At 62.0% G+C, this 26,813-nt stretch carries 20 protein-coding genes and 2 CRISPR repeat arrays (1 of these 22 running past the window's edge); of the genes, 5 read left to right on the forward strand and 15 right to left on the reverse strand.

All coding sequences use genetic code 11. The features are described 5' to 3' along the window. Positions 1 to 46: 46 nt before the first annotated feature. On the reverse strand, positions 47 to 835 hold the full coding sequence (locus tag KR767_RS04435) for a DUF4339 domain-containing protein (protein WP_250878244.1): 789 nt from the start codon (positions 833 to 835) through the stop codon (positions 47 to 49). 183 nt (positions 836 to 1,018) lie between these two features. Between KR767_RS04435 and brnQ the strand changes: the two genes are divergently transcribed. After that, positions 1,019 to 2,290, forward strand: coding sequence for a branched-chain amino acid transport system II carrier protein (gene brnQ / locus KR767_RS04440; RefSeq protein WP_284732870.1), 1,272 nt, complete (start codon positions 1,019 to 1,021; stop codon positions 2,288 to 2,290). Positions 2,291 to 2,356: 66 nt separating this feature from the next. Here the strand turns inward: brnQ and KR767_RS04445 are convergent, their stop codons facing one another. Continuing rightward, entirely contained in the window at positions 2,357 to 3,268 is a 912-nt protein-coding gene (locus KR767_RS04445; protein WP_250878246.1) for an AraC family transcriptional regulator, read from the reverse strand. Between the two features lie 97 nt (positions 3,269 to 3,365). Between KR767_RS04445 and KR767_RS04450 the strand changes: the two genes are divergently transcribed. After that, positions 3,366 to 4,358: an oxidoreductase gene (locus KR767_RS04450; protein ID WP_250878247.1), complete on the forward strand. Its 993-nt coding sequence runs from the start codon at positions 3,366 to 3,368 to the stop codon at positions 4,356 to 4,358. Here the strand turns inward: KR767_RS04450 and KR767_RS04455 are convergent. Next, positions 4,355 to 5,269 carry a LysR family transcriptional regulator gene (locus tag KR767_RS04455; protein WP_250878248.1) on the reverse strand — a complete coding sequence of 305 codons (915 nt, stop codon included), beginning with the start codon at positions 5,267 to 5,269 and terminating at the stop codon, positions 4,355 to 4,357. The two genes, KR767_RS04450 and KR767_RS04455, sit on opposite strands and share 4 nt — an antisense overlap. Positions 5,270 to 5,368: 99 nt before the next feature. On the opposite strand from KR767_RS04455, the gene KR767_RS04460 reads away from it, so the two are divergent. After that, positions 5,369 to 6,550 (forward strand): MFS transporter, encoded by a 1,182-nt coding sequence (locus KR767_RS04460; protein ID WP_250878249.1) that lies wholly within the window; start codon positions 5,369 to 5,371, stop codon positions 6,548 to 6,550. After that, entirely contained in the window at positions 6,547 to 6,933 is a 387-nt protein-coding gene (locus tag KR767_RS04465) for a hypothetical protein (RefSeq protein WP_250878250.1), read from the forward strand. The genes KR767_RS04460 and KR767_RS04465 overlap by 4 nt, the downstream gene beginning before the upstream one ends. Positions 6,934 to 7,052: 119 nt before the next feature. On the opposite strand, the gene KR767_RS04470 is transcribed toward KR767_RS04465, so the two are convergent. From KR767_RS04470 to betI, 4 genes are all read right to left on the reverse strand, one after another. Beyond that, the gene (locus KR767_RS04470; RefSeq protein ID WP_250878251.1) at positions 7,053 to 7,775 is read right to left on the reverse strand and encodes a TorF family putative porin; all 723 of its coding nucleotides are present in this window, start codon (positions 7,773 to 7,775) and stop codon (positions 7,053 to 7,055) included. 7 nt (positions 7,776 to 7,782) lie between these two features. Continuing rightward, on the reverse strand, positions 7,783 to 9,471 hold the full coding sequence (betA, locus tag KR767_RS04475) for a choline dehydrogenase (RefSeq protein ID WP_250878252.1): 1,689 nt from the start codon (positions 9,469 to 9,471) through the stop codon (positions 7,783 to 7,785). 100 nt (positions 9,472 to 9,571) lie between these two features. Continuing rightward, a complete protein-coding gene (betB, locus tag KR767_RS04480) occupies positions 9,572 to 11,041 on the reverse strand; it encodes a betaine-aldehyde dehydrogenase (protein ID WP_250878253.1) in 1,470 nt (489 codons plus the stop codon). A 32-nt stretch (positions 11,042 to 11,073) separates the two neighbouring features. Next, positions 11,074 to 11,658 (reverse strand): transcriptional regulator BetI, encoded by a 585-nt coding sequence (betI, locus tag KR767_RS04485; protein WP_166951982.1) that lies wholly within the window; start codon positions 11,656 to 11,658, stop codon positions 11,074 to 11,076. 208 nt (positions 11,659 to 11,866) lie between these two features. On the opposite strand from betI, the gene KR767_RS04490 reads away from it, so the two are divergent. After that, positions 11,867 to 13,375: a BCCT family transporter gene (locus KR767_RS04490; RefSeq protein WP_243853332.1), complete on the forward strand. Its 1,509-nt coding sequence runs from the start codon at positions 11,867 to 11,869 to the stop codon at positions 13,373 to 13,375. Between the two features lie 407 nt (positions 13,376 to 13,782). Here KR767_RS04490 and KR767_RS04495 read toward each other — a convergent pair whose 3' ends face one another. The 8 genes from KR767_RS04495 to KR767_RS04530 all read right to left on the reverse strand — a co-directional run bounded on the left by KR767_RS04495 (position 13,783) and on the right by KR767_RS04530 (position 25,363). Continuing rightward, entirely contained in the window at positions 13,783 to 15,918 is a 2,136-nt protein-coding gene (locus KR767_RS04495; protein WP_425602746.1) for a penicillin acylase family protein, read from the reverse strand. 425 nt (positions 15,919 to 16,343) lie between these two features. Further along, positions 16,344 to 17,497: a CRISPR direct-repeat array (repeat unit 31 nt; unit sequence GTTTCAATCCACACGCCCGCGAGGGCGTGAC). Between the two features lie 175 nt (positions 17,498 to 17,672). Beyond that, positions 17,673 to 17,963: a CRISPR-associated endonuclease Cas2 gene (gene cas2, locus KR767_RS04500; protein ID WP_166951987.1), complete on the reverse strand. Its 291-nt coding sequence runs from the start codon at positions 17,961 to 17,963 to the stop codon at positions 17,673 to 17,675. 15 nt (positions 17,964 to 17,978) lie between these two features. Further along, the gene (cas1c, locus tag KR767_RS04505; protein ID WP_250878255.1) at positions 17,979 to 19,013 is read right to left on the reverse strand and encodes a type I-C CRISPR-associated endonuclease Cas1c; all 1,035 of its coding nucleotides are present in this window, start codon (positions 19,011 to 19,013) and stop codon (positions 17,979 to 17,981) included. A gap of 2 nt (positions 19,014 to 19,015) precedes the next feature. Beyond that, on the reverse strand, positions 19,016 to 19,648 hold the full coding sequence (cas4, locus tag KR767_RS04510; RefSeq protein ID WP_250878256.1) for a CRISPR-associated protein Cas4: 633 nt from the start codon (positions 19,646 to 19,648) through the stop codon (positions 19,016 to 19,018). Between the two features lie 17 nt (positions 19,649 to 19,665). After that, positions 19,666 to 20,529 carry a type I-C CRISPR-associated protein Cas7/Csd2 gene (gene cas7c, locus KR767_RS04515; RefSeq protein ID WP_250878257.1) on the reverse strand — a complete coding sequence of 288 codons (864 nt, stop codon included), beginning with the start codon at positions 20,527 to 20,529 and terminating at the stop codon, positions 19,666 to 19,668. Further along, positions 20,526 to 22,331, reverse strand: coding sequence for a type I-C CRISPR-associated protein Cas8c/Csd1 (gene cas8c, locus KR767_RS04520; RefSeq protein ID WP_250878258.1), 1,806 nt, complete (start codon positions 22,329 to 22,331; stop codon positions 20,526 to 20,528). The genes cas7c and cas8c overlap by 4 nt, the downstream gene beginning before the upstream one ends. Then, on the reverse strand, positions 22,328 to 23,005 hold the full coding sequence (gene cas5c / locus KR767_RS04525) for a type I-C CRISPR-associated protein Cas5c (protein ID WP_250878259.1): 678 nt from the start codon (positions 23,003 to 23,005) through the stop codon (positions 22,328 to 22,330). Before cas5c ends, cas8c begins: the two co-directional genes overlap by 4 nt. 123 nt (positions 23,006 to 23,128) lie before the next feature. Further along, complete coding sequence (locus KR767_RS04530) at positions 23,129 to 25,363, reverse strand: CRISPR-associated endonuclease Cas3'' (protein WP_250878260.1); 2,235 nt, start codon at positions 25,361 to 25,363, stop codon at positions 23,129 to 23,131. Between the two features lie 383 nt (positions 25,364 to 25,746). Beyond that, a CRISPR array of direct repeats spans positions 25,747 to 26,813; the repeat unit is 31 nt; unit sequence GTCGCACCCTCGCGGGTGCGTGGATTGAAAC (it continues 281 nt past the right edge of the window).

The following is a 26,813-nucleotide window of genomic DNA, read 5'->3' on the forward strand; positions in this document are numbered from 1 at the left end:
CGTTGCGCAAAACGGGATTGTAGCCGGATTCACCCCCGGACGGCCCTTACCCGTGATGCAGGGCCGTCATGAGGGCCACGCTGACGATCAGGATCAGCAGCCCCGGAACGCACCAGAGCACCCAGAACACGGCCTTGGGTGCGGGCGGCTGGGTCTGGCCGGTCTGCCGCCAGCGCGCCACCCAGCTCATCTGCCCCTGCATGTAGAACGTGGTGAAGAAGAACAGCGTGATGCCGCCGACCTCGGGGACCAGGCCCAGCGGGGATAACACCCGGCGCATGGAGCTGGCCATCGAAAAGAACGCCACGATCATGCAGGCCCATTGGGCGAGGCCGATCACCAGTTGCGGAAAGATCAAGGCCACCGAGGTCAGGCCGTCGCCGACTCTCGCGACCTGGCTGCCGATGCCGAATCCCCACACCACCAGCGTCAGCAGCAACGACGCCACCAGCCAGCCGGTGGCCTTGCTCGACGGATCGATCTTCTTGATCCAGCTGGCCTGCACGAAGGGCCAGACGATGCCCATGACACCCAGGGTGGGAATGCACAGCAGGAGCACCAGAAACCAGTGCAGACTGGGGGGCTCGGGCAAGGCCCTCACAGCGGCATCGTGGGCCGCCAGGCCACCGAAGGCGTCCGGCGGCAGCGGCGGCACGGCCTCGGGCGCCAGCCCCAGTATCTCGTGCAGCGGGCGCCACTCGGCCATGCCGTCCACCCAGGCCAGCATCGACGGCGATACCTTGCGCTCGGCCAGCCACTGATGAATCAGCGATTCGGCATAGGGCCCGAATTTCTCCTGCCCCCTGCCCAGCCAGATCTGACGTTCCTCGCCCATTCCCCGATCCCCTTCGCTGCAAGTCGCCGGAGTATGCCCAAGGAAGCCACGGTGGGCGAGATGCCTCCATACGGGTTCGTTCGGACGCCCGCAGGGGCTATGCTCGACCCTTCCCCTCCCCGCCACGCCGTGCCTTCATCAGTGAACACGTTCCGAGCCAGAGACATCCTCATCCTGGGATTCATGAATTTCGCCCTGTACGTCGGTGCGGGCAACATCATCTTTCCGCCCTTCATCGGCCTGCAGGCCGGCACCTCGGTATGGGCAGCGGCCGCGGGCTTCCTTCTTACGGGTGTGGGGCTGCCGGTGATCACCTCGATCGCCATGGCCCGCGCGGGCGGCTCGATGTCGGTGCTGACCCGGTCGGTGGGGCGCACGAGCGGCACGGTGCTTACCATCGTCTGCTACCTGTGCATCGGTCCGCTCTTTGCCATTCCGCGCACGACCACGGTGTCGTACGAGACGGCCATCCAGCCCTTCGTGGGCTCGGATCACTGGCTGTGGCTGTTCAGTCTTGCCTATTTCGCCGTGGTGATCGCGGTGTCTCTGCATCCGGGCAAGCTGATGGATACCGTGGGCAAGGTACTCTCGCCCATCAAGATCGTCGCGCTCATCGTGCTGGCGATCACCACGCTGCTGTGGCCCGCCGGCCAGCCGGGCCAGCCTACGGAGCTGTATGCGCATGCCGCGTTCTCGCAGGGCCTGACCAACGGCTACCTCACGATGGATACGCTGGGCGCCCTGGCCTTCGGTATCGTCATCGTCAACGCCATCCACTCGCGCGGCGTGGACTCACCGAGCCTCATCACCCGCTATGCCGTGCTGTCGGGCATCATCGCCGGCGTCGGCCTGGCGCTCATCTATATCTGCCTGTTCCTGCTGGGCACGGGCAGCAACGCCATTGCCGGTAGCGCCACCAATGGCGCCGAGGTGCTGAGCGCCTATGTGCATTACAGCTACGGCCTCGGCGGCAGTGTGTTCCTGGGTGTGCTGATCACCATCGCCTGCATGGTCACCGCCATCGGCCTGACCTGCGCATGCGCCAGCTATTTCAGCGGCATCACGCGCATCGGGTACAGCACGTATGTGTGGATTTTCGCAGCGTTCTCGTGGGGCGTCTCCAACCTGGGGCTCACGCGTCTCATTGGCGTGTCGGTGCCGATCCTCACGTCGATCTATCCGGTCTTCATCGTGCTGATCGCCACGTTCTTCATGCGCCCGCTGTTTCGTTCGCCGTCGCGCGTGGTGGTGCCCGTGGCGATCGTCGCGCTCATCGTCGGCAGCGCCGATGCGCTCAACGCCGCCGGTTTCGATGCGCTGTCGGTGGTAAAGCAGCTGCCGCTGCACGACCAGGGCCTGTCGTGGCTGCCGCCTGTGCTGGTGGTAATGGCCATGGCGGCCCTGGCAGATCGCCTCGGCGGCCCAGGCCGCGAACTAGGCACAGACACACCGTAACCCTGTAGGAGCGCGCCTGCGCGCGACCGGTTTTCGCTCCGGTCCGGTCGCGCGCAAGGCGCGCTCCTACATGTTTGGAAGGTAGTGGCTGGGGGCTACGCCTACGATGCGCTTGAAGGCGTGGCTGAAGGCGCTTTCCGAGGTGTAGCCCAGGTCGCGCGCCAATACCGATACCGGCTGGTCGCCCTTGCGCAAGGCATGGCAGGCCAGCCGCATGCGCCACTGCGCGACATAGGCCAGCGGTGCCACACCGGCCACGCACTTGAAGTGCGCCGCGAAGGCCGTACGCGACATCGCCGCCAGCTTCGCCAGTTCATCCAGCCGCCACGCACGCGCCGGCTCGGCATGCACGCGCCGCAGCACACCAGACAGGCGCACATCCGTCGCCGCACGCAGCCAGCCCTCGCGCGGCACTTCGCCGGTGGCGAGAAACGCCCTCAGGATATGCAGGAACAACAGGTAAGCCAGCTGCATCGTCGCCAGCGAGGCACCCAGGCGGTCACCCGACTGTTCCTCCATCATCCGGTCGATCAGCCAACGGATCACCACCGCATCCGCCGCGTCCCCGTGCACATGGATGAAGGTAGGCAACGCCTCGATCAGCAGCGGCGCATACACGGGATGCAGGCGCACGTGACCGCCGATGAGCAGCACCTCGTCGCTCTCGTTCACGGCGGCGATGGGCCAGCCTCCGGCTTCGAACGCTTCTCGCGCATCCCGGGGCGGAAGCGCCGGATCGCTCGCCAGTACGAAACGCTGCTCGTTGATCAGCAGGATGACATCACCCGCCTGCATGAACACGGACGTGGCATCGTTGCCGAGGCATGCCCAGCATTCACCGCGCACCACGGCGAAGAACTTCATCTTGTCCGCGGCAAGGAAGCTCAGCGACCAGTCGCCGCCCGCGTGGAATCCGCCGGAAACGACCGACTCGACCTCGGCCAGTCGCAGCATGTCAGTGATGGGATCGTGGGTCATACCCGGGACGATTGAGCATGTAACGGGGACTTTCAAGTATTCATCGTTCGGCCGCGCGTCCCTACCTTGGCGTCATACCTGACCCAAGGAGCTCACCATGCGCACACCACAGCAGCCCATTTCCTCCGGACACGGCCCTGCCACCACGGCCGATGACATCCTCGCGGGCATCGATCTGACCGGACGCACCGCCATCGTGACCGGCGGTTACTCGGGCATCGGCACCGAGACCAGCCGCGCCCTGCGCGCCGCAGGCGCCCGCGTGATCGTACCCGCCCGCGACCTGGCCAAGGCACGCGAAAACCTCAAAGGCATCGAGGTCGAGATCCTGCCCATGGACCTCGCCGATCCGGCCTCCATCGATGCTTTCGCCCGCGAAATCCTCGCCCGGAACGAGCCGCTGCACATCCTCATCAACAGCGCCGGCGTGATGGCCTGCCCGCTGGAACACGACGCACGCGGTTACGAGCGCCAGTTCGCCACCAATCACCTCGGGCACTATCAGCTCACCGCACGTCTATGGCCGGCCCTCGTGCGAGCCAACGGCGCCCGTGTCGTGGCGCTGACCTCGCGCGGCCATCGCTTTTCCGGCGTGGATTTCGATGATCCGCACTTCGAACGCCGCGAGTACAACCCCTGGGTGGCCTACGGCCAGTCGAAGACGGCCAATGCGCTGTTCGCACTGGGCCTGGATGCACGCGGTCAGGCCCATGGCATCCGTGCCTTCTCCGTGCACCCCGGCGCCATCATCACCGACCTCGTCCGACATCTCAGCGAAGAAACCCTGCGCGGCTTCGGCGGCCTGGACGAACAGGGCCGTCCTGTCGCCGACCTCGCCAAGGGACTCAAGAACGTCGCGCAGGGCGCGGCAACCACCGTATGGGCGGCCGTCAGTCCGCAACTCGACGGCATGGGCGGCGTGTACTGCGAAGACTCGGACATCTCGCCCATCCTTCCCGATGACAGCGTCGCGGAACCCGGCCGTATATCCCAGGAAGTCGGCGTGCGCCGCTGGGCCATTGATCCGGAGGCAGCGGAAAGACTGTGGACCTTGAGTGAAACGCTGACCGGCGTGCACCTGCCGGCCTAAACACCCCGGCGCTGGCCGCTTCGCTCATCCAACTGCCGCACGTGATCGATAAAACGTCGCACCACGTGCGGCACGTGGCGCGTGTTCGGATACACCGCATAGACGCCTTGATCCGGAAAGCGATGACGGCGTAACAGTGCCACCAGCGTCCCCTCGGCGAGCGACGGGGCTGCAAGCCAGCGTGGCATGAGCGCCACGCCGTGGCCTGCGCGGGCGAAGGCCAGCAGCGTCGATGCGTTGTCCGCGCTCAGCATCACCTGCGCGGGATTACTGGGAAACGGGATGTCCACGCCGTCGGGGCCGTGCAGGATCTGGTCCGGCAGGCGCGGGTAGCCGATACGCGGCAGGTCGAGCACCCAGGCCGGATCGTTCGGGCGTGCGCGGCCTGCGCGTTCCAGCAACGCTGGCGCGGCAACCGCCATGATGTCGTAACGCGACAGCTCGGTCGCGCGGTATTCCGCGTCCTGGAGACGGCCGAGGCGGATCGCGAGGTCGAAGCGTTCGGAGATCAGCTGTGCCGGTGCGGAACTGGTGGAGAGGTGGATACGCAGGCCGGGATGTGCGGCGTGGAAATCGTTCACCCAGCCGATCACCGCATGCGCGGCGTATTCGGCCGTGGTGGTGATCCGCAAGCGCCCCAGCAGCGGCGCATCGTCGCCACGCGCTTCGTCGATGGCGCGTCGTGCGCTTTCCAGGGTTTCGACGCAGCGCTCGTAGAAACGCTCCCCCGCATCGGTGAGCGTGAGGCTGCGCGTGTTGCGGGTGAGCAAGGCCACGCCGAGGTCGGCCTCCAGCCGCTTGAGGTTGAAACTCACCACGGCCCGGCTGAAGCCCAGCGCTTTCGCAGCCGCCGACAACGAGCCGGCATCGACCACGGCCTTGAAGATGTCGAACCGGTCCAGGCTGATCATGGGCATTTGTCAAAGGATTTTTGACAATCTATACGTCTTCGTGGGCTATTTCCAGACGATCGGATTCCCTAGGCTTCACGCTTTGACCGGAGCCCTGTCGTGGACGAGCGCAACCGCGTCGCCTGGATCTACCTGCTGGGCTTCGCCCTGGACCTGGTGAACATGTTTGCCGCCAACGTGGCGATGCCCCGCATCGGCCACGACCTGGCGGCCAGCGTGACCCAGCTGTCTTGGGTGAGCGGCATCTACACGCTGGGGCTCACGGTAGTGATTCCTGCTGGTCCCCGGCTTGCCGCATGGCTGGGTGAAAAGCCACTGATCTGCCTCTCCCTTGCCGGCTTTGCCGTGATGTCCGCGCTGGCCGGTACCACGAGCGATATCCATACACTGATCGGCTGGCGGTTCGGTCAGGGGCTCTTTGGCGGAATGCTCATTCCGGTGGGGCAGGCCTGGGCGTATCGGCTTACGCCACCCACCGAGCGCAGCGCGCTCACCACGCGGGTGATGTTCGTGGCGCTGCTGATACCGGCGCTGTCGCCGATGCTGGGTGGTGTGCTCGTGGATGCCGTGTCGTGGCGCTGGCTGTATCTGGCCAACGTGCCGCTTGCATTGATGACCCTGGCGCTGGCCGTGCTGTGGCTGCCGCGTGGCCAGCGCATCGCGGCGAGTGCTTCGTTTCTGCCCGCCATTCCGTCGCTGCTTCGCCTGCGTGCCCTGCATACGGCGATGCTGGTCTATCTGTTCGTCCCGGGCGTTTTCGTCGGCGTGAACCTCATCGCCGCACTGCATCTGGCCTCGCTCGGGTATTCACCCGGGGGCATCGGTGCACTGATGCTGCCGTGGGCCATCGCCTCGGGCGTGGCCATTCTCACCACCCGCAGGAGCTTCGGCCGCTTTGGTGCCAGACCGCTGCTGCTCGTCGGCATGGTCACGCAAGCCCTGGGCATCCTGGCACTCGGCAAGGTGACGGCGCCCGGCGATCCCTGGGCTGCCGGTGCGTTCGTGCTGATGGGGCTGGGCGGCAGCCTGTGTTCAAGCGCTGCACAGACGCTGGCCTTTACGGGCGTCACGGACGCACGCATGGGCCAGGCCAGTGCGCTGTGGAACATGAATCGCCAGCTGGCCTTTTGTGCCGGACCCATCGTGATGGGTGCTGTTTGGCAATGGCTGGGTGGCTCGTATGCCTTTGCCGTGGCGGCCTTGCTGACCCTGCTTCCGGCGACCCTCGCCCTGGGCTTGTCCCATCGCCATACTTTCCCCATCGAGGAGACTTCCGCATGACCGATATCGCGCACCAGGAAATCATCGAACTGCATCGGCAGATCGAAAGCCTGTTTGGGGGCACCGCCGAGGAGGATGCGCTGGATACGCTCGTCGCATGTTTCGACCCGGGTTTCCGCATGGTCACCGTGCGCGGTGACCGGATCGACCGCGATGGCGTGGCGACGCTGTTTGCCAGCCTGCGTGGAGCGCGACCGGGCATCCACATCGATATCGCCGATGTCGTGACCCATTCGGATGCCGATGGGTTGTGGGTGTCGTACACCGAAACGCAGACCCTGGGCGATGGCAGCGGTAATCGCCGTCATTCCACCGCGTGGTTGATGCCTGTGTCAGGCGGTCGTCCTGTCTGGCGGTATCTGCACGAGACCTTGCTGCCGTAGCGATGCAACGCATTTGTAGGAGCGCGCCTTGCGCGCGACCGGTTGTCGCCGAATCATTCATCGCATTCGCCACATCGGTCGCGCGCAAGGCGCGCTCCTACAGTGGATCGGTGAGGCCATTAGATATCGGCTTTCAGGGAGGCTACGAGGTGGGGATGGAACGGTGAGCCCGACTCGTGTGCATCTGTATCCCAGTAGCGCAGGTCCGTGCTCCACATCGGGCTGAATCGCCACGTCACACCGATATTCCACGCGTTGTAGCCAAATGCACCGATGCGCCCGTTGCCGTGAAACATCGCATGGGCTTCCTGCTGCCGCGCCACCACACCTGACAGCGTCCACGCCGCGTCGATGGCCCAGGCGGCACTGGCTTCCGTGTAATACGCACGCCCCGCCATGCCGGGATAGTCCGGCGAATAGTTCACTGAAAGCCCCAGCAACACGGGCCCCGCGGGAACACTGCCGCGCACATACCACTCGGCATATCCCAGCCTTCCGTTGCGGGGCTGGTGGCTGTAGATGTACCGGGCATAGCCAAGGTCGAGCGTGAACACCCCCAGCGTCCGACGCCAGCCGGCATACACGTCGTACTCGCGCTGCGTATGACGATCGCCGGAGGCCGAGAAATCCACGTTCGACGACCACGTGCCGACATAGAACGCATCCCGCCATGCCACGTCGGCACCGAAGAACCGCGACGGGTTGCCGTCCGTCTGCCCGATGCCTCGCGATACATAGGTGCTGCGCAAACCCACGTTGCCAGAAATCGCCCAGTCACTGGCCGCACGCGCTGGCGGCATCGCCACCAGCGCGCAGGCACACAGGATCGGTCGCAGCGTCACGCGCGGCTTACCGCGTGCGACGAACCGGAGCACCGTTGGCCTTGTAGTAAGGCGCCAGGCTGGGCGGCAACGCAGTGCGGCCACGGATGGCGTCGGCCATCTTCTCGGCGATCATGATCGTGGGCGCATTGAGATTGCCGGTGACCACCTGCGGCATGATCGACGCGTCGATGACGCGGAGCCCTTCCATGCCGTGCACGCGACCGTAGCCATCCACCACCGCCATCGGATCGCTGGCCGGACCCATCTTGTTCGAGCACGACGGGTGATACGCCGTCTCGGCGTGCTCGCGCACGAAGGCATCCAGTTCCGCATCCGTACGCAGGTGCTGGCCCGGCGAGATTTCCTTGCCGCTGTAGGCCGACAGGGCCGGCTGCGCGAAGATCTCGCGGGTGATGCGGATGGCCGAGCGGAACTCACGCCAGTCCTGCTCGTGCGACATGTAGTTGAACAGGATGCTCGGATGTACGCGCGGATCGCGCGAGCGTACGTGGATGCGGCCACGGCTGGGTGAACGCATGGAGCCTACGTGCATCTGGAAGCTATGCACCTTGATCGGGTTGGAACCGTCGTAATTGATGGCCACCGGCAGGAAGTGATACTGCAGGTTCGGCCATTCGAACTCGTCTTCGGTACGAATGAAGCCACCCGCCTCGAACTGGTTGCTCGCACCGATGCCCGTGCCCATGAACAGCCACTGCGCGCCGATGGCCGGCTGGTTGTACCACTTCAGTGCGGGCGCCAGCGACACGGGCTTTTTGCACTCGTACTGGAGGTACATCTCCAGATGGTCCTGCAGGTTCGCACCCACGCCAGGCAGGTCGTGCACCACCGGGATATCCAGCGAGCGCAGCAACGCGGCCGGGCCCACGCCGGAACGCTGGAGCACCTGGGGCGAAGCGATGGCGCCGCTGCACAGCAGCACTTCGCGGCGGGCGAAGGCTTTCTGCAATTCGCCCTCCCCGTTCTTCAGCCACGCCACGCCCTCGGCGCGCTTGCCGTTGAACAGGATGCGGTCGGTGAGCGCATGGGTGACGATGGTGATGTTCGGGCGCGGACGGGCCTGATCGAGGTAACCGCGTGCCGTGCTGGCACGACGGCCCTGCGGCGTCACCGTGCGGTCCATGGGGCCGAAGCCTTCCTGCTGGTAACCGTTGAGATCGTCGGTGCGCGGATAACCCGCCTGCACACCGGCATCCACCATCGCCTGGAACAGCTCGTTATTGCCACGCTTCGGCGTGGTGACAGACACCGGGCCGTCGCCACCGTGGTAATCGTTGGGGCCGATGTCACGCGTTTCCGCCTTGCGGAAGTACGGCAGGCACTGGTTGTACTGCCAGTGCTCAAGGCCCTCGGCCTTGGCCCAGTTGTCGTAATCCATGGCATTGCCGCGGATGTAGCACATGCCGTTGATCAGCGACGAACCACCCAGGCCCTTGCCGCGACCGCAATCCATCACGCGGTTGTTCATATGCGGCTCGGGGTCGGTCTTGTAACCCCAGTTGTAGCGACGGCCTTGCAAGGGATACGCGAGCGCAGCCGGCATCTGCGTGCGGAAATCGAGACGGTAATCCGGGCCGCCCGCTTCGAGCAGGAGCACGGTGACGTCGGCATCCTCGGTCAGGCGCGTCGCGAGCGTATTACCCGCGGAACCGGCGCCGATGATGATGTAGTCGTATTCGTTTGGCTGGGTCATGGACGTTTTCCTCGAACGTGCGGCACCATCGCGACGCCTGGCCACGATCCCGCGTGAGTGTGGAAAGGCGCGCCACGACCGCGGCGCGCCTTGAGGTTCGTCAGAAGACGCTGGCGAACTCGCCCATCTCGACCTGCACCGACTTGATGCGGGTGTAATGGGCCAGGGTGGACAGGCCGTTCTCGCGACCCACACCCGACTGCTTGTAACCACCCACCGGCATTTCCGCCGGCGATTCGCCCCAGGTGTTGATCCAGCAGATGCCGGCCTGGAGGCGATGGATGACGCGATGCGCGTCGGCGACGTTCTTCGTGACCACGCCGGCCGCAAGGCCGAAATGCGTGTCGTTGGCGCGATCGATGGCTTCGTCGAGCGTGTCGTAGACGAGGATGCTCATCACCGGCCCGAAGATTTCCTCGCGCACGATGGTCATGTCGTCACGGCAATCGCTGAACACCGTAGGCAGCACATAGGCACCCTTCGCGCGCGCGCCTTCCGTATCGCGACCGCCGCCGATGAGCAGGCGGGCGCCTTCGGCCTTGCCCGACTCGATCATCGACAGCACTTTTTCCATGTGCGGGAAGCTGGCCATGGGGCCGAAGTTCGTGTCCGCGTCCAGCGGATCGCCGATACGGATGCGCTTCACGCGCTCCACCACGGCCTGCTCGAAGGCCGCCTGCATGGCGCGCGGCACGAACACGCGGGTGCCGTTGGTGCACACCTGGCCCGAGCTGAAGAAGTTAGCCACGACCGCGATGTCGGCGGCGCGGTCGAGGTCGGCATCGTCGAGCACGATAAGCGGCGACTTGCCGCCCAGCTCCATGGTGACTTCCTTCAGCGACGAAGCCGCCGCGCTGGACATCACCTTCTTGCCGGTTTCCACGCCACCGGTGAAGGAGATCTTCTCGATCACCGGATGCTCGGTGAGCCACTGGCCCACGTCGCGGCCCGGGCCCTGCACCACGTTGAACACGCCATCGGGCACGCCGGCCTCGGTGTAGATCTCCGCCAGCTTCAGCGCCGTGAGCGGAGTGACTTCCGATGGCTTGAACACCATGGCATTACCGGCAGCCAGCGCCGGGGCGGACTTCCACATGGCGATCTGGATCGGGTAATTCCACGCACCGATACCAGCCACCACGCCCAGCGGCTCGCGACGGGTGTAGAAGAACGAGCTTTCACGCAGCGGCAGCTGGATCCCTTCGACCACGGTGGCGAGGCCGGCGTAGTACTCCAGCACGTCGGCGCCGGTGACGATGTCCACGGTGCTCGTTTCGGCGATGGCCTTGCCGGTGTCCAGCGTTTCCAGGTGGGCCAGTTCGTCGTTGCGCTCGCGCAGGATGTCCACGGCGCGGCGCAGGATGCGCGAGCGCTGCATGGCCGTCATCGCGGCCCACACCTTCTGGCCTTCGGACGCGCTCTTCACGGCACGCTCGACGTCGGCGCGCGAGGCGCTGGCCACCTTTGCGATGACTTCGCCGGTGGCGGGGTTCACGGTGTCGAACGTGGCGCCGCCTTCCGCATCGGAGTAACGGCCGTGGATGTAAAGCTTGTGCAGGGGAAGGGACATAACGCTCCTTGGGTCGGGCGACAGCGCGGGCCTTACGGCGTCAGCTGGCTGTCGATGTAGTCATAGGCGATGCGGCGGGCGTTATCCGCGTCGAATTCCTTTCCGACCAGGCTGCCACGCAGCCACAGACCGTCGATCATCGCGGCGAGGCCGCGTGCCGCGCTGACCGCGCGTTCGCGCGGCAGCACACGGCTGAACTGGTGCGCCAGGTTCGAGTACAGGCGCTTGTCGTTGGCCCGCTGCAGGCGCGCCAGAGGCGGCTGGTGCATCGAGGCTGACCAGAAGGTGAGCCACACGCGCATCGCTTCGGAGTTCACCTGGCTATCGTCGAAGTTGCCATCGACGATGGCGCGCAGGTGATCGCGCGGCGAATCACTGGGCGCCTGGGCGCGGTAACGCGCCACGGCATCCTTCAGGTCGCGCAGGATCGTGCGCATGGCGGCGTTAAGCAGGCCGTCCTTGTCGCCGAAGTAGTGCGCCACGATGCCCGTGGACAGGCCGGCCTTGCTGGCGATGGTGGCGACCGTGGTCTCCGCCAGCCCCTTCTGGTCGATGGACTGGAGGGTGGCGCGGATCAGCTGTTCGCGTCGCAGGGGTTCAACACCACGCTTGGGCACGGGAATCACTCCATCGTGACCGCCTGGGCGGCCGGGCAGTCCGAACACTTTAACGGACATTGATTGAACGTTCAATCAACAAAGCGTAGGATCATCCGGCGCCTTGGCCCGACAAGGGAAGTCGAGGAGGCGAAACGCCTGGTATTGGCTCCATCTCTTCCAGAGACCTTCCCCGATGTCCCGTCCTGCCCCTGCGTCGCACGCACCCATGCGACTGAACCGCGCCGTCTTCATCAGTTCCGCCCTTGTCGCCGCCATCCTCGGCGGCCTCACCGTGGCCTTTCCACAGGCGGCCGAGCACTGGCTCGAATCGGCGCAGACCTGGGTCGGCACCAGTTTCGGCTGGTACTACATGCTGCTGGTCGCCAGCACCCTGGCCTTCGTGATCTGGCTGGCATGCTCGCGCTACGGCAAGGTGCCGCTGGGCCAGGACGGCGAGAAGCCGGTGTTCGGCTACACGGCGTGGGTGTCGATGCTGTTCTCCGCAGGCATCGGTATCGCGATGCTTTATTACGGGGCGTTCGAGCCGCTGGATCATTTCGTCGAGCCACCCACCGGCCAGGGCGGCACCGTATCCGCCGCCCGTGACGCCATGGTGCTGACCTTCCTTCACTGGGGCCTGCATGGCTGGGCGTTGTATGCACTGGTCGGCGTGACGCTGGGTTACTTCGCGTATCGCCGCAACCTGCCGCTGGCGTTGCGTTCCGCGCTGGAACCGCTGTTCGGCGAGCGCATCCATGGATGCATCGGTCACTTCGTGGATGGCTTCGGCATCGTGGCGACGCTGGTGTCGATGATCACCAACCTCGGCATCGGTGCGCTGGTGCTGCATTCCGGCCTCGTCTACCTGTTCGGCGTGCCGAACACCCCGCAGGTGCTGGTAGCGATCGTGCTGGTGATGATGATCGTCGCGACGCTGGTGGTGGTGACCGGCGTGGAAAAAGGCATCGTGTGGCTGTCGAACCTCAACGTGCGCCTGCTGGTGTTGCTGCTGGCCTTCGTGCTGTTCAGCGGCCCCACGCGTTACCTGCTCGACGGCCTGTTGCAGAACACGGGCGACTATCTGTCCCGCTTCGTCGGCAAGACCTTCGACATGTACAACAACGACAAGGCCGGCCGTCACTGGCTGGGCGCGTGGACGGTGTTCTACTGGGCGTGGTGGATTGCGTGGGCGCCGTTCGTGGGCCTCTTCGTGGCGCGCATCTCGCGCGGACGTACCATCCGCGAAGTGATCCTCGGCGTGATGCTGATTCCGCTGGGTTTCACCCTGGCGTGGCTTTCCATCTTCGGCAACACCGCGATCAATCTCGTGCTGAACAAGGGCCAGGATGCCCTGGCGGCGGTGGCAAAAACGGATGCGGCCATGACGCTGTTCAAGCTGCTGGAATACCTGCCATGGGCACCGTGGGTGGCCGGCGCGGTGATCGTGATCGGTTTCGTGCTGTTCCTGACGCCGGTGGATTCCGGCACGCTGATGATCTCGAATCTCTCGATGCGGCATGACGTAACGCCATCGTCCGACGAGCATGCCGACGCCCCCGCGTGGGTACGCGTTTTCTGGTCGGTGATGATCGGCGTCCTCAGCATCGGCCTGCTGCTGGCAGGCAACTTCGGCGCCATGCAAACCGCCGTGACCCTCTGCGGCCTCCCCTTCTCCGTCGTGCTCATCCTCTACATGGCCGGCCTGCTAAAAGCCCTCCGCACCGAACCCCTGTAGGAGCGCGCCTGCGCGCGACCGTTTATCGCAATGCCCGCACGATTGCGTGGTAGTGGCTTGGTGGAAGCCGATCGCATCGGCGATGCTCTTACGCTCCGCAGGAAAGCAGCCTTTGGAAGTTTCGCTGCGTAGGAAGGGCTCGCCTTCGGCCTCGCACGCGGCGCTGCTACGTAGCGGAGAAGAGCCGTCGGGTCGCCGCCGTGGCGCGCCGGCCTGCGGTGTTCGTGCGGATAAAAACCGGCGCACCGTGCTCTTGTAGGAGCGCGCCTGCGCGCGACCGGTGATACAGAAACGTTGACGGATACCGCTAAGCCCGGTCGCGCGCAGGCGCGTTCCTACAGGTAGACGTCGTCGCCGAAGGGATGGATTCGCACATCGTGTCTGTGGGAACTCATCGTCATGGCGACTCACTCGCCCGGATGATAGGTCCGCTCAACATGGCCTTGCAGGTCTTCCGGCCAGAAATACACCTTGCGCAGGTTGCCTTTCGTGTAGCGCTCGGCTTCGTCGGCAAAATGCGGGGAATCCGGATGGCCGCTTTCGCCACCAACCGTGATGGCCCGGGCGCTCACTTTCGGACCGAACTCCACGACCGCCACGAAACTGTTGCCGCTGGTGCCGTAATAGCGCTTCGTGCCGGGCCAGCGATGCGCACCGAAGGACGCCAGCGAACCCCAGCGCGATGAGGTAAATGGCACTGAAATACTGGGCTCTGCATCGTCGAAGGTCTGCGCGATAGCTCCATCATTTCGCTGGTAGCGATTGACCTCGCCCCACGGTACGCCCCAACTACCGAAGTCCAGCTCCAGCTTGTCCACGGCATCCGAAAGCACCTTGAGCCGTCGCTGTGAACCCGCTCGCTCCGCCATCACGTCGTAGATGGTGAGGCCTTCCTGCGTATCGTCCTTGCTCACGGCATCCCACAGGTTGTCGCCCCAGTACACGGCGAGGGTGGTCGGCATCGAAGCGATACCCCAGCGATAGTCCCAGCTGCGCAGCAGACCGATGGGGCCGGCAAGCCGGTGCTTGAGCGGGTCGGTGCTCGGTAGCGCGTCGTAGTCCCGGATGAGCAAGGGAAGCTGACGCTCAAACGCCGGTAGATAAGAGTCGAAGGCGGCGGCGATCAGCGATGCTGGCGTCATGTCACGTTGCCCCGTCAGTACGCGAATGGCATGCAGGCCACGCGGATTTTCACCCACGGCATCCATGTAACGCGGGTAAGCATCACGCCGTGGGCTGTCTTTGCCTGCCGCCGAGTAGGGCCAGTTATTGGTGTTATAGACCCAGCCACAGCGCGGGTTGAGCACACGGGGCGCCTTGTCCAGCGGCAGCAGACCCTGCCAGTCGGTGGCAGGATCGCTGCCGTCCACAGGCTTCGTATAGTCGAAACGATCGTCGCGCTTCGGAATGAACTGCGGATGCAGATAGGCGATGTTGCCCTTGTCATCGGCATAGAGCGTGTTGTTCGATGAGTTGGCCTTCAGCTCAGCCACTTTCATATAGCCGGCGAAGTCCGTCGCCTTGGTGCGCAACCAGCTCTGCTGCAAGGCATCCAGCGGCTTGTTCATCAGAGCAACAGCAATCCAGCGACCGTCCTTTTCGCGAACCACCGGGCCATGATGGGTGGCATAGGTGGTAAAGCGGCGTTCGGTCATGCCGCCATCCGTGCCCTTGACCTTGACGGTAATCTCCCGAGTGCGGACCGGCCGGTTCTCCTTGCCATAGCGATACGTCAGCTTATCGCCGTTGCGCACGATGGTTTCCGCAAACTCGTCCACCACATCCACACCCGACGAGGCGTGCATCCAGCCAAGGTGCGGGTTGAACCCCTGGTAGATAAAGAACTGCCCCCAGGTAACCGCACCATAGGCGTTCAGCCCCTCGTCGCTGCTCATCTGCAATTCGGAGCGGAAGAAGAACGACGTGTGCGGGTTGATCAGCAACAGCGCATGACCGTCAGCGGTGATCTTCGGCGCAATGGCAATACCGTTAGACCCGGTGGGCTCCCACCAGCTCGAAGGCGACGTGACCTGGGCCAGCGCACCGGCCGGGTCTTTGCCGTAGAACACCTGCAAATCCTTCGTGGACACCCGTTCAAAGTCGCCACCGATGCTTCCCTCGCTAAAGCTCAGGGCCATCCACGCCTCGAAATGCGTGATCACGCGCGGGTGGACTTCGGGGTGCTTCGCGAGATAGTAGTTCAGGCCATCTGCCCAGCCATCCATCAAGGACCTGAGCCATGACGGGCTACGAGCGTACAGCCGCTTCAATTCGTCCTCGTCAACGAACAGGCGCTGACGAAGATCCTTCCACAGCGCGGATTCCCCCTCAGCCTCGGCAAGACGACCCAGCGAGACCAGATAGTTCGTCTCGACACGATTGAAGTCATCTTCGGCTTGTGCATAGGCCGCACCGAAAACCGCCTGCGCATCCGTCGTGCCATGGACATGCGCAATACCCCAGTCATCGCGAACGATAGTCACAGCCCGAGCCATACGCTGCGTGCGCTCCACCGACACATCCGCCGCGCGCACCGCAGGCATCAACAGCACCGCCAGCACCACGGCCAGCCGCAACGAACAAGGCTTCATCGTCACCCTCCCCCGAAAATCATCCCCGATGCTACCGGCCACGCCCATTCCACCGTCAAGTGCCAAACCACCCCACCTCCCCCGTAGGAGCGCGCCTGCGCGCGACCGGTTGTCGCGAAGAATTAACTATGCCGCCATAAGGCTCTCAACAATATCGAGGCGACCGAAGGCTGAGGCCGGCGGATATCGCTCAAGTTTCGCTACATAAACATCAGAAGCGTGTGAGGCGTAAGTACTTTTGACACACCATCATCTCTCTGATTCCTACAAGGGTATAGCCACGGACATCCGGTATAACCGCGGGAGCGTCCTGGTTTCAATCACATGCCGGCGTGGGCTTGATCCGTCACGCCGCAGGACACCAGCCCGGTGGTCGAGTTTCAATCCACACGCCCGCGAGGGTGTGACAGGCCATGCAGAAAATCTCCGTTGTAACCCCGAACGTTTCAATCCACACGCCCGCGAGGGCGTGACTCATGCCCACGCGCCACTGAGTGGACACCTGCGTGTTTCAATCCACACGCCCGCGAGGGCGTGACTCGATTCTTTCCTTCGCGAAGGTGAGTGGATGGAGTTTCAATCCACACGCCCGCGAGGGCGTGACGCCTTCGATGACGCGCATGGCGGCCATCATTTCGTCGTTTCAATCCACACGCCCGCGAGGGCGTGACACCCCTACGCGGGTCCATATCACGGAGACACCCTCGCTGTTTCAATCCACACGCCCGCGAGGGCGTGACGCGATACCCGCCGCCAGCGTCGAGCCGCCCGTCCAGTTTCAATCCACACGCCCGCGAGGGCGTGACTCGCGCACGTCGCGCGCGTACTGCAGCTTCTGCCGGTTTCAATCCACACGCCCGCGAGGGCGTGACAGCCAGATAGCGCCGGAGGTGCTTGTGGGCCGTCTCGTTTCAATCCACACGCCCGCGAGGGCGTGACCAGCCTGGACCGGCGTCATGTCGGCGGTGATGTCAGGTTTCAATCCACACGCCCGCGAGGGCGTGACTCTGCGCCAAGGCGCGGGAGGCGAAGAACCGGCAGTTTCAATCCACACGCCCGCGAGGGCGTGACGCCTCCAGCTGCTCGACGGGCATGCCCTCGTCAAGTTTCAATCCACACGCCCGCGAGGGCGTGACCTTGCCGGCGGATCGAGATGACCCGCTGCATGTTCGCGTTTCAATCCACACGCCCGCGAGGGCGTGACAAAGAGGGGGCGGGCCGCACTGATCCTGACCGACGTTTCAATCCACACGCCCGCGAGGGCGTGACAGGCTGTGGCTCGCGAGTGGATGAGGACTCAAGGCGTTTCAATCCACACGCCCGCGAGGGCGTGACCCGACCTCGCGGCGCGCGGCCGCGGTGTTGAGAGAGTTTCAATCCACACGCCCGCGAGGGCGTGACCGTTGAGAATTTCAACAGGAGCAGGGTCGCGCATGTTTCAATCCACACGCCCGCGAGGGCGTGACCAACCTTTACCGCGTCGTCCAGCACCACTTAGAGGTTTCAATCCACACGCCCGCGAGGGCGTGACTCCGCCAGCATAAGCCAATGCCAACAAAGGAAAAAATCCCGAAAATTCGCGAACCTCACGAAGAATAGGCGCGGGGCAGATCACCGCGCCCTTGAGACAAACAGATAACCAATAAAATCAACAAGATAAAAATTCGCGAACCTCCCGGGATTTTCCAGGACGCTACCGGTTCGCGCTAGAAGATCAACGGCCCCTTGAGGTCCAGTACCGGCTTTGCACCGATATGCTCCACCTTATCTTGCCAGCGGGATCCAAGATGATAAAACCGCAGACTATCCACCTCCGGATCAATGATGTCGCACAGGCGCTTCCTCAATGCGACCCACTGCGCCGGCTCCACCTCAATCTCGAATACGGAGTACTGAACCCGCTGTCCGAAATCGAGGCATGCCTTGGCAACCCTGCGGAGACGACCCGGGCCATCCTCCGTAGAGGTTCGAACGTCGTAGCTGACCAGCATCATCATGGATAGCCCACTCCCTCATTTCCATAAAAAAGGAGGATATCCATCCAGGTCACCTCGCAAATGTCGTGCAAGGAGCTGCGACTGGATGAATGGCAATAGACCTATCTCAACCGGTTCATCGAGATAGGCATGCTGCAATTTCTCACGCTTTCGTTCTTGATAAGCAACAAGAACCGTTTTTCTCGCATCGTCCTTTAATTGAACCGCAACGCTATCAAATACCTTAAAGTCCCTTTCATTCAGCTGCCTTCGGTTGATCAATGACAAGGCGAGCCGCTCACCAAGCAAAGGCCGAAACTCTTCCGCCAGGTCCAACGCCAGACTAGGACGCCCCGGCCTGTCACGATGAAGAAAACCTACCGCAGGATCCAGGCCCACCGTTTCCAGGGCGGATCGGCAGTCGTGTGTCAGCAACGTGTACAGAAACGACAACAGCGCATTGAATGCATCACGCGGCGGCCTGCGATTCCGACCGCCAAACTGTAAAAGCGGCGACTCAGCCCGGATCAGATGCCCGAAGACGCCGAAGTAGGCCTGCGCCGCCTCACCTTCCAGCCCTCGTAACACGTCAACATCACCTTCGACCAACAAACGAGAGGGAATTCGCTTCAAACGCTGCAAAGCGTGCCGAAATCCAGGCACATCATGAAGATGTTTCCCATGGTCACGCCAGCCTCGCGCCAGAACCGCACGTTGATTATGGATCTTACCCGCAAGAATATTTCTCACGATAGCGGCGCATTGCACCGGATTATCCGTTCGCCGATATTGCTCCCTACGGAGCAACACATTACCGGACACCGGGCCCTCAACACGCGCAAGAAAACGCCCTTGAGGCGTCAGGTAGCAAATGGATATGCCTTGTTCAGAGCAATAGCCAAGCAACTGAGGCGACACCGCAACCCGCCCGATGCACACAAGGCTTTCGAGCATATGGACCGGAAGGCGAACCCGTTCTTCCCGCTCAACCTCCATGACGATATTGGCGCCATCCTTCCGCAGCCAGGCGCCATCCGTAGTTGCATATAACGTGTTCAGTTGCCGACGCATCCTTACTCTTCCTCATCCAGGCGATGGGTCAACCAATCGGCGACGCTTCCGTGAGAAAGCCACCTGGGTTGGCATACATCCATAAGAGAGCAGCGGTCACATCGCTTCGCCTCATACTCTGCCGACGGTGTGATTGCCGTGCTGAACATGTCGCGAGTCGCCCTTATGACATCCCGCGTCAAAATCCTCAGCTCGTTATTAAATTCTACGTCCTTTCGCCGACGCGTCTGACCGTAAAAAAGAGCGCCACGATCGACGGATACCCCGATCATGGATTCCAGGCACAGCGCCTGGGCACAAAGCTGAACTTCGTCAGCCCGATGAGCCTTCGGCCGTCCTCGCTTGTATTCGACAGGAAAGGGAACCTGGATGCCATCCATGTCGTGAAATTCGACCACATCTCCCTTTCCGGTAATACCCTCTTCCAGGGATAACAGTGGCATGGCAGTAACTACCCGTACGCCCCGACGCCTCTCAACAGCAGGAAGGTCGGCCCTCTCATGCAAAAGCCGACCTTCCGCCGTTTCGCGACTCTCTGCCCACTGCTGCTCTATGTGGATCAGCGCGCATTGGCGTGGACAGAACAGATAGTGCTGGAGCGCGGAAATGGGAATCAGATCATCGTCGTTGACCATCACCGCGCTCCCTTGCGTCAGAAGAGTTCTTCCACTGTCACGCCGGCCGGCAGGTTACGGTCAATCTCTACCTGATAGTCGGCAAAGCGCCTGGCCGGGCCTTCCGCATCCGTTGCGCGTCGCACGGCCACCTTGTCGAACAGGACGTGAGCCGGCGCGTTACCCATCGGGTGCTCATGTTTGAAGACAATGAGCTTACGAGCGGACATCTCGCCGCGAGCCGCAGAGCGGTCATGTTCGAACAGATTCGTGAGTGAGCGCCAGAAAAGCTGCAGGTCGTCTTCCGAGAAGCCTGTGCGCTCGGCCAGCTTCGCCGAGATGAAACCGTGGGCGCGATACAAGCCATATGGGAGCACATGCTTGCGGCCCATGGTCCGTTCCTTCTCCACATCACGCTCATTGGTGACCGCAACACGTGTGATGGCTACCTCCATGGGAAGTACCGGGTCGATGGATGTTGCAAATGCCATCTGCACCGGACCACGCACCTGACCGGCGTTGACATCGGTTGTCATGACAGCACCGAATGTGCGTACATCGAAAAAATTCGCACACATCCACGCCGTCAGTTCTCGCGCCTTCGCTTCGTCTTTCGGCAGTTTCTTCGATTCGAACTGGATGCCCTTGGCCTCGTAGGCCAGCTTGTGCTGATTGTTCAGCACGGACTTTTCCTGCATGTAAATGGCGTAACCCGGCTTACCTTCCGTCTCCAGAGCCACATAGTTCCGGATCTTCCGCTTCAAGGCAACATCGGTCACAAGACCCTGGTTGGTCTCCGGGTCGAGGCGCGGCAGGTTGCCTGCGTCCGGGTCACCATTGGGATTGCCGTTGGTGACGTCGAAAAGGTAAACGAACTCGTAGCGATTGGCGATGGCGCTCATTCGGAATCTCCTTCGGAGGCGTTGTCAGTGACGTCCTGGCTGTCGTTGGAAGTGAAACGCGCCTGGGTCTGGTGGTAGTAGCCGATGGCAAACTGGCCCTGCTTGCGAATATCGAGGGTGCGCGGAAAATGGGGCGGCAACGCGTCTACGATGAGGCGCATATCCTTTTCCAGAGTAATGGACAACCCCGGCTTATCTTTACGGATCTTGCCGAGATGATTCTGCGTATTGCGAATCAGCACCGGAAAAATGCCCGCTGGCGTCGCAGAGGCAGCGCCATAATAGCGATCGCGAATCGTCGCGTTCACTTTTGATCCCAATGCGGCCTGCTGGATGTTTTCCAATGCGGAAAACAACCGCCCCAGTACATAGCCAGGTTCCTTATTGTCTATATCGAGACTCACAGGGGGTATCTCCTTTGGTGATGCATCCAGTCGCGCTTCGCGAGCCAGTACGGCACGGCACAGTGCGACACGAATCGCCGAGACGTGGCCGTCCGTGCGAAAACGCATGATCAGATTGGCAAGCACGCTGCGGGGGTAACGGGAACCGGACAGGATGGCCCGAGTGAGCTCTCCTGCCAGCTGCGGTGGAATGTCCTCTGCCTTTCCTCGCCCTTCGAAAAACGGCGCCGTCTGCAAGGCCAGGTAGGAAGGTGACGGCGGCCAGCCCTTGGGAAGCGGCCTCAGTTCGAGATCGTCATAGTGATCCGCCAACCGGCGGGCGAAGGTCTCCAGGGTCTGCGTCTCCCAGAACCGGATCGACAAACGGGAAGCATTGGGAGCCAGGCCCAGCACATAGATGCGTGTGCCGTCATCCAGGTGGCCGGGAAGCTCACGCAGCGGACGCATCTGCCGGACCTGGCCCAGCACGTTACCCAGACGTGTCGTCGCCTTATCGTCAGCCGATCCTGAGGAAAATGCCGCAGCAAACAGGTCTTCAGCCTCTTCTGCCGCCTGGTTCGTGGCTGCCTGGGCCCAGAATACAACCGTGGTATCACCGATCTGAAGCCGCTGGCGGTTGGACGGGTCCCGCCGGAGCAGGTGATTCAGGGCCGAAGTGTAGGCCTCCGCGACCTTTTCCGAGACGGGTGCATTGTCGCCCTGAGCCTTCTTGTAGGACGTAAAGGATTCAAGGTTGAACGATACGAGGGAGGCGCCTGAGCTCTGTGCTCCGTTCACACCCTTGATGGCGGGATGCAGGCGTGCCAGTGCAGCCTCTTTTCCGGTCACCAGGCACATGCCCCGCGTGGCTCCCGACGCCGAGGCTTGCAGATCGCCCCAGATGTCTCGTGATGCCGGGCGATCATGCAGGTAGTTGCGCTCCGTACCAAAACGGAAAACGATATTGGCGTCGAGAATATCTTCACCATGTGGCGCAAACTGCGGGTGCGTGGCGAACTGCGTCGGATCCCAACTATCCAGAAACGCCAACAATGCTTTTAGTCCGGGATCGGACTGGCCCTGCAAAGCCTCCTTGTGAAGCGCCTTGAATGCTTCGTGATCTTGAGGCGCCCGTGCAGGCTTGCTGCTCACACCAAGCACGTAGCTGGTCTTGTCCCAGAGAAAGAAGGCCTTCGAACCGATGCCTGGACGCTTAAAAGAGGCAGGCACTGCCATTGATGTGTCGATGGATTTCTTGCCGCTTTTATCGCGCAAGTCATGCACCGCGGTAATCGTACCATCTGCATCCAGCAAGATCGCGAATCCGATTCGTTCCGTGCTGTACCCGGGCGGCGCAATACCGGACTTCGGATCATCCAGCAGGCGGTCATAATAGTCATTCAGTGCGGCGAGAATCATGATCGCACCTCGGGGCTATCGAAGGGGGGCACCTTGATCAGACCATCGATCATCTGCGCACGAAAGAATCGCGCCGTGTTGCCGCGAGCGAAATCGATATCGTGCAACATCCAGCCGAAGTCACGACTCTGTTCGCGCAGGCTTTCATGCTGGACCGGATCCGGCTCGCCGTCTTCTATGAGTGCAAAATGTGCCGGAAATTCACGTGTACCCATACAAGGCGCGTGGAAGTACTGACCACGCCGGGCACGCCGCTGGAAGATATCCAGATGCTTACCCTCGTTGTCGTCCGGACCCGCCTTCGCGGTGAGCTCGAAGTGCGCTTCGATGACATAGCCCACATCACGAAGTATGGTGGCCGCGCGCTGCTGACGGTCTTCGTCCACATAAGCCACGACCGAATCCGTACGCCCCGCCTTCATGGCCTTGCCGACGCTCGCTGCAGATAGCTTGCCGCCTACCTCATTGCGCCGGATGGATTCAAAACGAACCGGCTTGAGCACCCGGATGCTATCGATCACCCAGCGAATGGACGGTTTCCAATGGATCGCCTCCAGAATGCCCCTTGCCGCCGATGGCGTGATGACATCAAAAGACATGCGCTCTACCTTGAGCTCTGGTCGCGAAAACAGAGCCCGCTCGCCCCAGATGTGGAGCTTGATACCGTATGCCATGGTTTTCCCTGTGTTGAGTCCTTCAACAACCACCCGACGCTCAACGAGTGGCGCGTGACCCGCTAATTTCTATGTCTTCGTCCGCAAGATTGCAAGTGTCAAAATTCAGACGCAATCTGACAATCAGCCAACCAACTTCTCTGCCTCAATAAACTGAGGGTTCACCCAGTGCAAGCCGTAGTCCTTGTGATACAAGCGGGAATTGCTCAGTACGATAAATTGCCCACCGAAAGAAGTATCCACGTTGGTAATGGCATACCCTTGCCATAAAGCATCGTAGGCTTTCTTTGGCACTTGAACGATGTATGGCTGAAGTTTTCTCGCTGCACCCGGAGCATATGTAAGGCCACTAAGTGCCGACACCACTTCAGGAATTTCTTTCCCGGAGGCATCAAACGGAATAATGATCTGTCGCATGCTATCCGGCATCATCTGGAAGCTCGCCGTTATAGTCTCCATAGGCATGCTCCTGGGGTCGCACTTACCGATCATCCCCAAGATATCCTTCGCGTCCAGATGGCGACCCTTCTTCCAGTACAACTCCTGAAAATAGGCTGTGATCGCCGGCATGCCCAAGAGATCTTTTTCATGAAAACGCCTAATCATATGAAAGGCTTCGACGGCTTTATCAACTTCCTTTGGAGCACTCCAGTCCGGATTTAGCGGCCTGAACACCATGACCTCACTGTCATCAGGCCGTTGCCGCCCTTCCCTATTGCAACGCCCGGCCGCCTGAGCAATGGAATCAAGCCCTGCCTCTGCTCGAAGCACGGTAGGGAAATCGACATCCACTCCCGCCTCAATCAGCGATGTGGCAATCAGCCGACAGGGTTTCCCCTGTTTCAGCCGCTCCCGTATATCTGCTAACACCTCGCTCCGATGCTTTGCATACATGAGCGTCGTCAGATGACACGCGCCCGGCTCGTCAGCTATGGACTCAAATAGTTTCCTCGCATGCAGTCGATTATTGACAATGCAAAGCACCTGTTCACGCCGGCGAAGATGCCCCTCAAGCTCACTGTCATCCAGATCGCCTATGTGCCTCACCGTGACGCGCCGGAATGCTTCATACAGGGCTTCAGGTGAAGGCGCCAGCTCACGCACGCCGGTAAATCCATCTTCAAAGCCTTTGTCTTCGTCCAATGCGGGCTGGGTGGCCGTGCATATAACGGGACTCACCCGGTAATTGTGAGCCAGCTCCTTGAGCAGAGTGACGCAAGGCTTCAGAAGTTCGAGCGGCATCGTCTGCGCTTCATCGAGGATGACAACACTCCCGGCGATGTTATGGAGCTTCCTGCACTTCGAGGGGCGGTCTGCAAACAAGCTCTCGAAAAACTGTACCGCCGTGGTGACGATGACCGGCGCATCCCAGTTCTCAGTCGCCAGCTTGCGTTTTTCAATGGATTCCGGGGCAGCGCGGGGATCGTCGAAAAAAGCGCTGTGGTGCTGGACGACTGCGTCTTGCCCGAGGTCGCCAAATGCTTGCTCGAAGACACTGGCATTCTGTTCGACGATACTTGTGTAGGGGATCACATAGATGACGCGATCAAGCCCATGCGCAATGGCGTGATCCAGCGCAAATGCCATGGATGCAAGCGTCTTTCCGCCTCCGGTGGGCACGGCCAGGGAGAACAGGCCGGGAGAGTGGCTGGCACCCGATCTCACGTGATCGAGGATATGCTTCCGCTGATGGTTGACGCTGCCTTCGGTAGGCATCTTTGCAAGATACGCATTCAGTTGATCTCGCAAAGCTATCAGAGAGGGCCGGCCATGGGATGGCCTGGGTGGCTTACCTTCAATGGATCGATAAAAATTATCGGTATCAATGAAGTCCGCATCCACAAGGCATGAGAACAGCATCCGGGTCAGCAAGGTCAGCTGAAACATGGGGCGGGATTTGTCGACGCGAAACCCCTCGGGCAGACCGAGTTTCTCTGGCAAATCGACCTCTCCCTCCCAATCGGGGAGCAGGGGCGGTAACTCGGCCAGTGAATCCTTGGATAGACGATCGAATAAGGCGCGGCGTCCTTCACCAAGTTGACCATTGGCCAGTCCGGCGTGATGACCGGCGATGCCATAGGCCAGCATGACGCCCCCGGTTTTGTAGCGCTCTACAACGATCTGGGCGCCCCGGGTGGAATGATCCAGCGACGGGCCCTGACCGGAGAGACGATCCCGCTGGAATCGCTCGCAGTATTTGCCGAGGTCGTGCAGAAGCCCTTGAACCCTTGCCAGCTCGCGGGCGCCGAAAGCCGCCCCGAAATCCCCGGCCAAATCGCCAACGTTGCGATGGTGCACCCGTAGCAGCTGCCAATCCGATCGGTCTGTTCGCGATGTCGAATGTGCGTAGAACTCCATCCCTGCTCCCTGTTCATGATGGCTACCGAATTGCTGTGTCCTTAAGGTACACACACTCGTCTCATGGACTGAGACGGATGCCGTTGACTCTTTTCGCCTGTGTGTGGGGGCATCCTAATCAACGGGCATGACGGTATGGAATGGAAGGATTCTCAAAAATGGGGTTGACGTTATTCCTTGTAAGTGGCAGGCAAGGTCTATCGAGCGCGAACCGGAAGTGTCCGGGGAAATCCCGGGAGGTTCGCGATTAGCTCAAGTTTATGATTTTTCTTATGTTTACCAATCCGGAGGTTGGGATGGATCGGCTTTCCGGTAGTTCAAAGACCAGGTTCGCGGAATTGATGGTATTTGGCCTTTGGAATTCGGCGTTTATGATGAGGGGAGTCGCACCCTCGCGGGTGCGTGGATTGAAACTATTTCGACGATCCCATCGAGGTGTACGCGGTCATGTCGCACCCTCGCGGGTGCGTGGATTGAAACGGAAAAATGCTTCGTCGCCGGCTCAGAGCAGCAGCGCGTCGCACCCTCGCGGGTGCGTGGATTGAAACGTCTACGGCGACTTCGGCAACGTCGCTTAATCGCGGTCGCACCCTCGCGGGTGCGTGGATTGAAACTACGGCGCGACGGGACACACGAAGCTGACCCTCGGTCGCACCCTCGCGGGTGCGTGGATTGAAACATCGCCGGATGGCAGTCGACGCAACCAAAGGCCCGCGTCGCACCCTCGCGGGTGCGTGGATTGAAACCGCCAGTAATCCTGCAATGCGTTCGGGTCCGTGACGTCGCACCCTCGCGGGTGCGTGGATTGAAACCAGGGCATCACGCACTGCTACGGCATCGCCCTGTACGTCGCACCCTCGCGGGTGCGTGGATTGAAACAAGCTGCCGAGGCCGGAATAATGGGGGCCGCGCCGGTCGCACCCTCGCGGGTGCGTGGATTGAAACAGCAGAACGAATATGTCGAAACCAAAGGCCCGCGTCGCACCCTCGCGGGTGCGTGGATTGAAACTCGACGCATCTAAAGCACCTCTGTCCGCACAGGTGGTCGCACCCTCGCGGGTGCGTGGATTGAAACCCGGCGACCGCATCGAAATCCTGCCCGCGCCACTGTCGCACCCTCGCGGGTGCGTGGATTGAAACCGCGAGCAAAAGGCGGGGCGTCCCTTCGACGTCGTCGCACCCTCGCGGGTGCGTGGATTGAAACGCGTATGTCACGGCGCTGGGCGTGACCGGCGATGGGTCGCACCCTCGCGGGTGCGTGGATTGAAACAGCTCGCGCATCGCCGCCATGACGCCGAGCTGGCGGTCGCACCCTCGCGGGTGCGTGGATTGAAACCGTGCGGTCATGGCTGACACTGGCAACGAGCACGAGGTCGCACCCTCGCGGGTGCGTGGATTGAAACAGGCGAATCATAGCGAGTGATGCATTCGGCCCAGTCGCACCCTCGCG

Origin of the sequence: Luteibacter anthropi (assembly GCF_023699965.1) — a bacterium.
GTDB lineage: Bacteria > Pseudomonadota > Gammaproteobacteria > Xanthomonadales > Rhodanobacteraceae > Luteibacter > Luteibacter anthropi.

Coding starts and splice junctions, on each gene's coding strand:
- KR767_RS04435 (WP_250878244.1), bottom strand. CDS start 835: ATGGGCGAGGAACGTCAGATCTGGCTGGGCAGGGGGCAGGAGAAATTC.
- brnQ (WP_284732870.1), top strand. CDS start 1,019: ATGAATTTCGCCCTGTACGTCGGTGCGGGCAACATCATCTTTCCGCCC.
- KR767_RS04445 (WP_250878246.1), bottom strand. CDS start 3,268: ATGACCCACGATCCCATCACTGACATGCTGCGACTGGCCGAGGTCGAG.
- KR767_RS04450 (WP_250878247.1), top strand. CDS start 3,366: ATGCGCACACCACAGCAGCCCATTTCCTCCGGACACGGCCCTGCCACC.
- KR767_RS04455 (WP_250878248.1), bottom strand. CDS start 5,269: ATGATCAGCCTGGACCGGTTCGACATCTTCAAGGCCGTGGTCGATGCC.
- KR767_RS04465 (WP_250878250.1), top strand. CDS start 6,547: ATGACCGATATCGCGCACCAGGAAATCATCGAACTGCATCGGCAGATC.
- betA (WP_250878252.1), bottom strand. CDS start 9,471: ATGACCCAGCCAAACGAATACGACTACATCATCATCGGCGCCGGTTCC.
- betB (WP_250878253.1), bottom strand. CDS start 11,041: ATGTCCCTTCCCCTGCACAAGCTTTACATCCACGGCCGTTACTCCGAT.
- KR767_RS04490 (WP_243853332.1), top strand. CDS start 11,867: ATGCGACTGAACCGCGCCGTCTTCATCAGTTCCGCCCTTGTCGCCGCC.
- KR767_RS04495 (WP_425602746.1), bottom strand. CDS start 15,918: ATGCCTGCGGTGCGCGCGGCGGATGTGTCGGTGGAGCGCACGCAGCGT.
- cas2 (WP_166951987.1), bottom strand. CDS start 17,963: ATGATGATGCTGGTCAGCTACGACGTTCGAACCTCTACGGAGGATGGC.
- cas1c (WP_250878255.1), bottom strand. CDS start 19,013: ATGCGTCGGCAACTGAACACGTTATATGCAACTACGGATGGCGCCTGG.
- cas4 (WP_250878256.1), bottom strand. CDS start 19,648: ATGGTCAACGACGATGATCTGATTCCCATTTCCGCGCTCCAGCACTAT.
- cas7c (WP_250878257.1), bottom strand. CDS start 20,529: ATGAGCGCCATCGCCAATCGCTACGAGTTCGTTTACCTTTTCGACGTC.
- cas8c (WP_250878258.1), bottom strand. CDS start 22,331: ATGATTCTCGCCGCACTGAATGACTATTATGACCGCCTGCTGGATGAT.
- cas5c (WP_250878259.1), bottom strand. CDS start 23,005: ATGGCATACGGTATCAAGCTCCACATCTGGGGCGAGCGGGCTCTGTTT.
- KR767_RS04530 (WP_250878260.1), bottom strand. CDS start 25,363: ATGGAGTTCTACGCACATTCGACATCGCGAACAGACCGATCGGATTGG.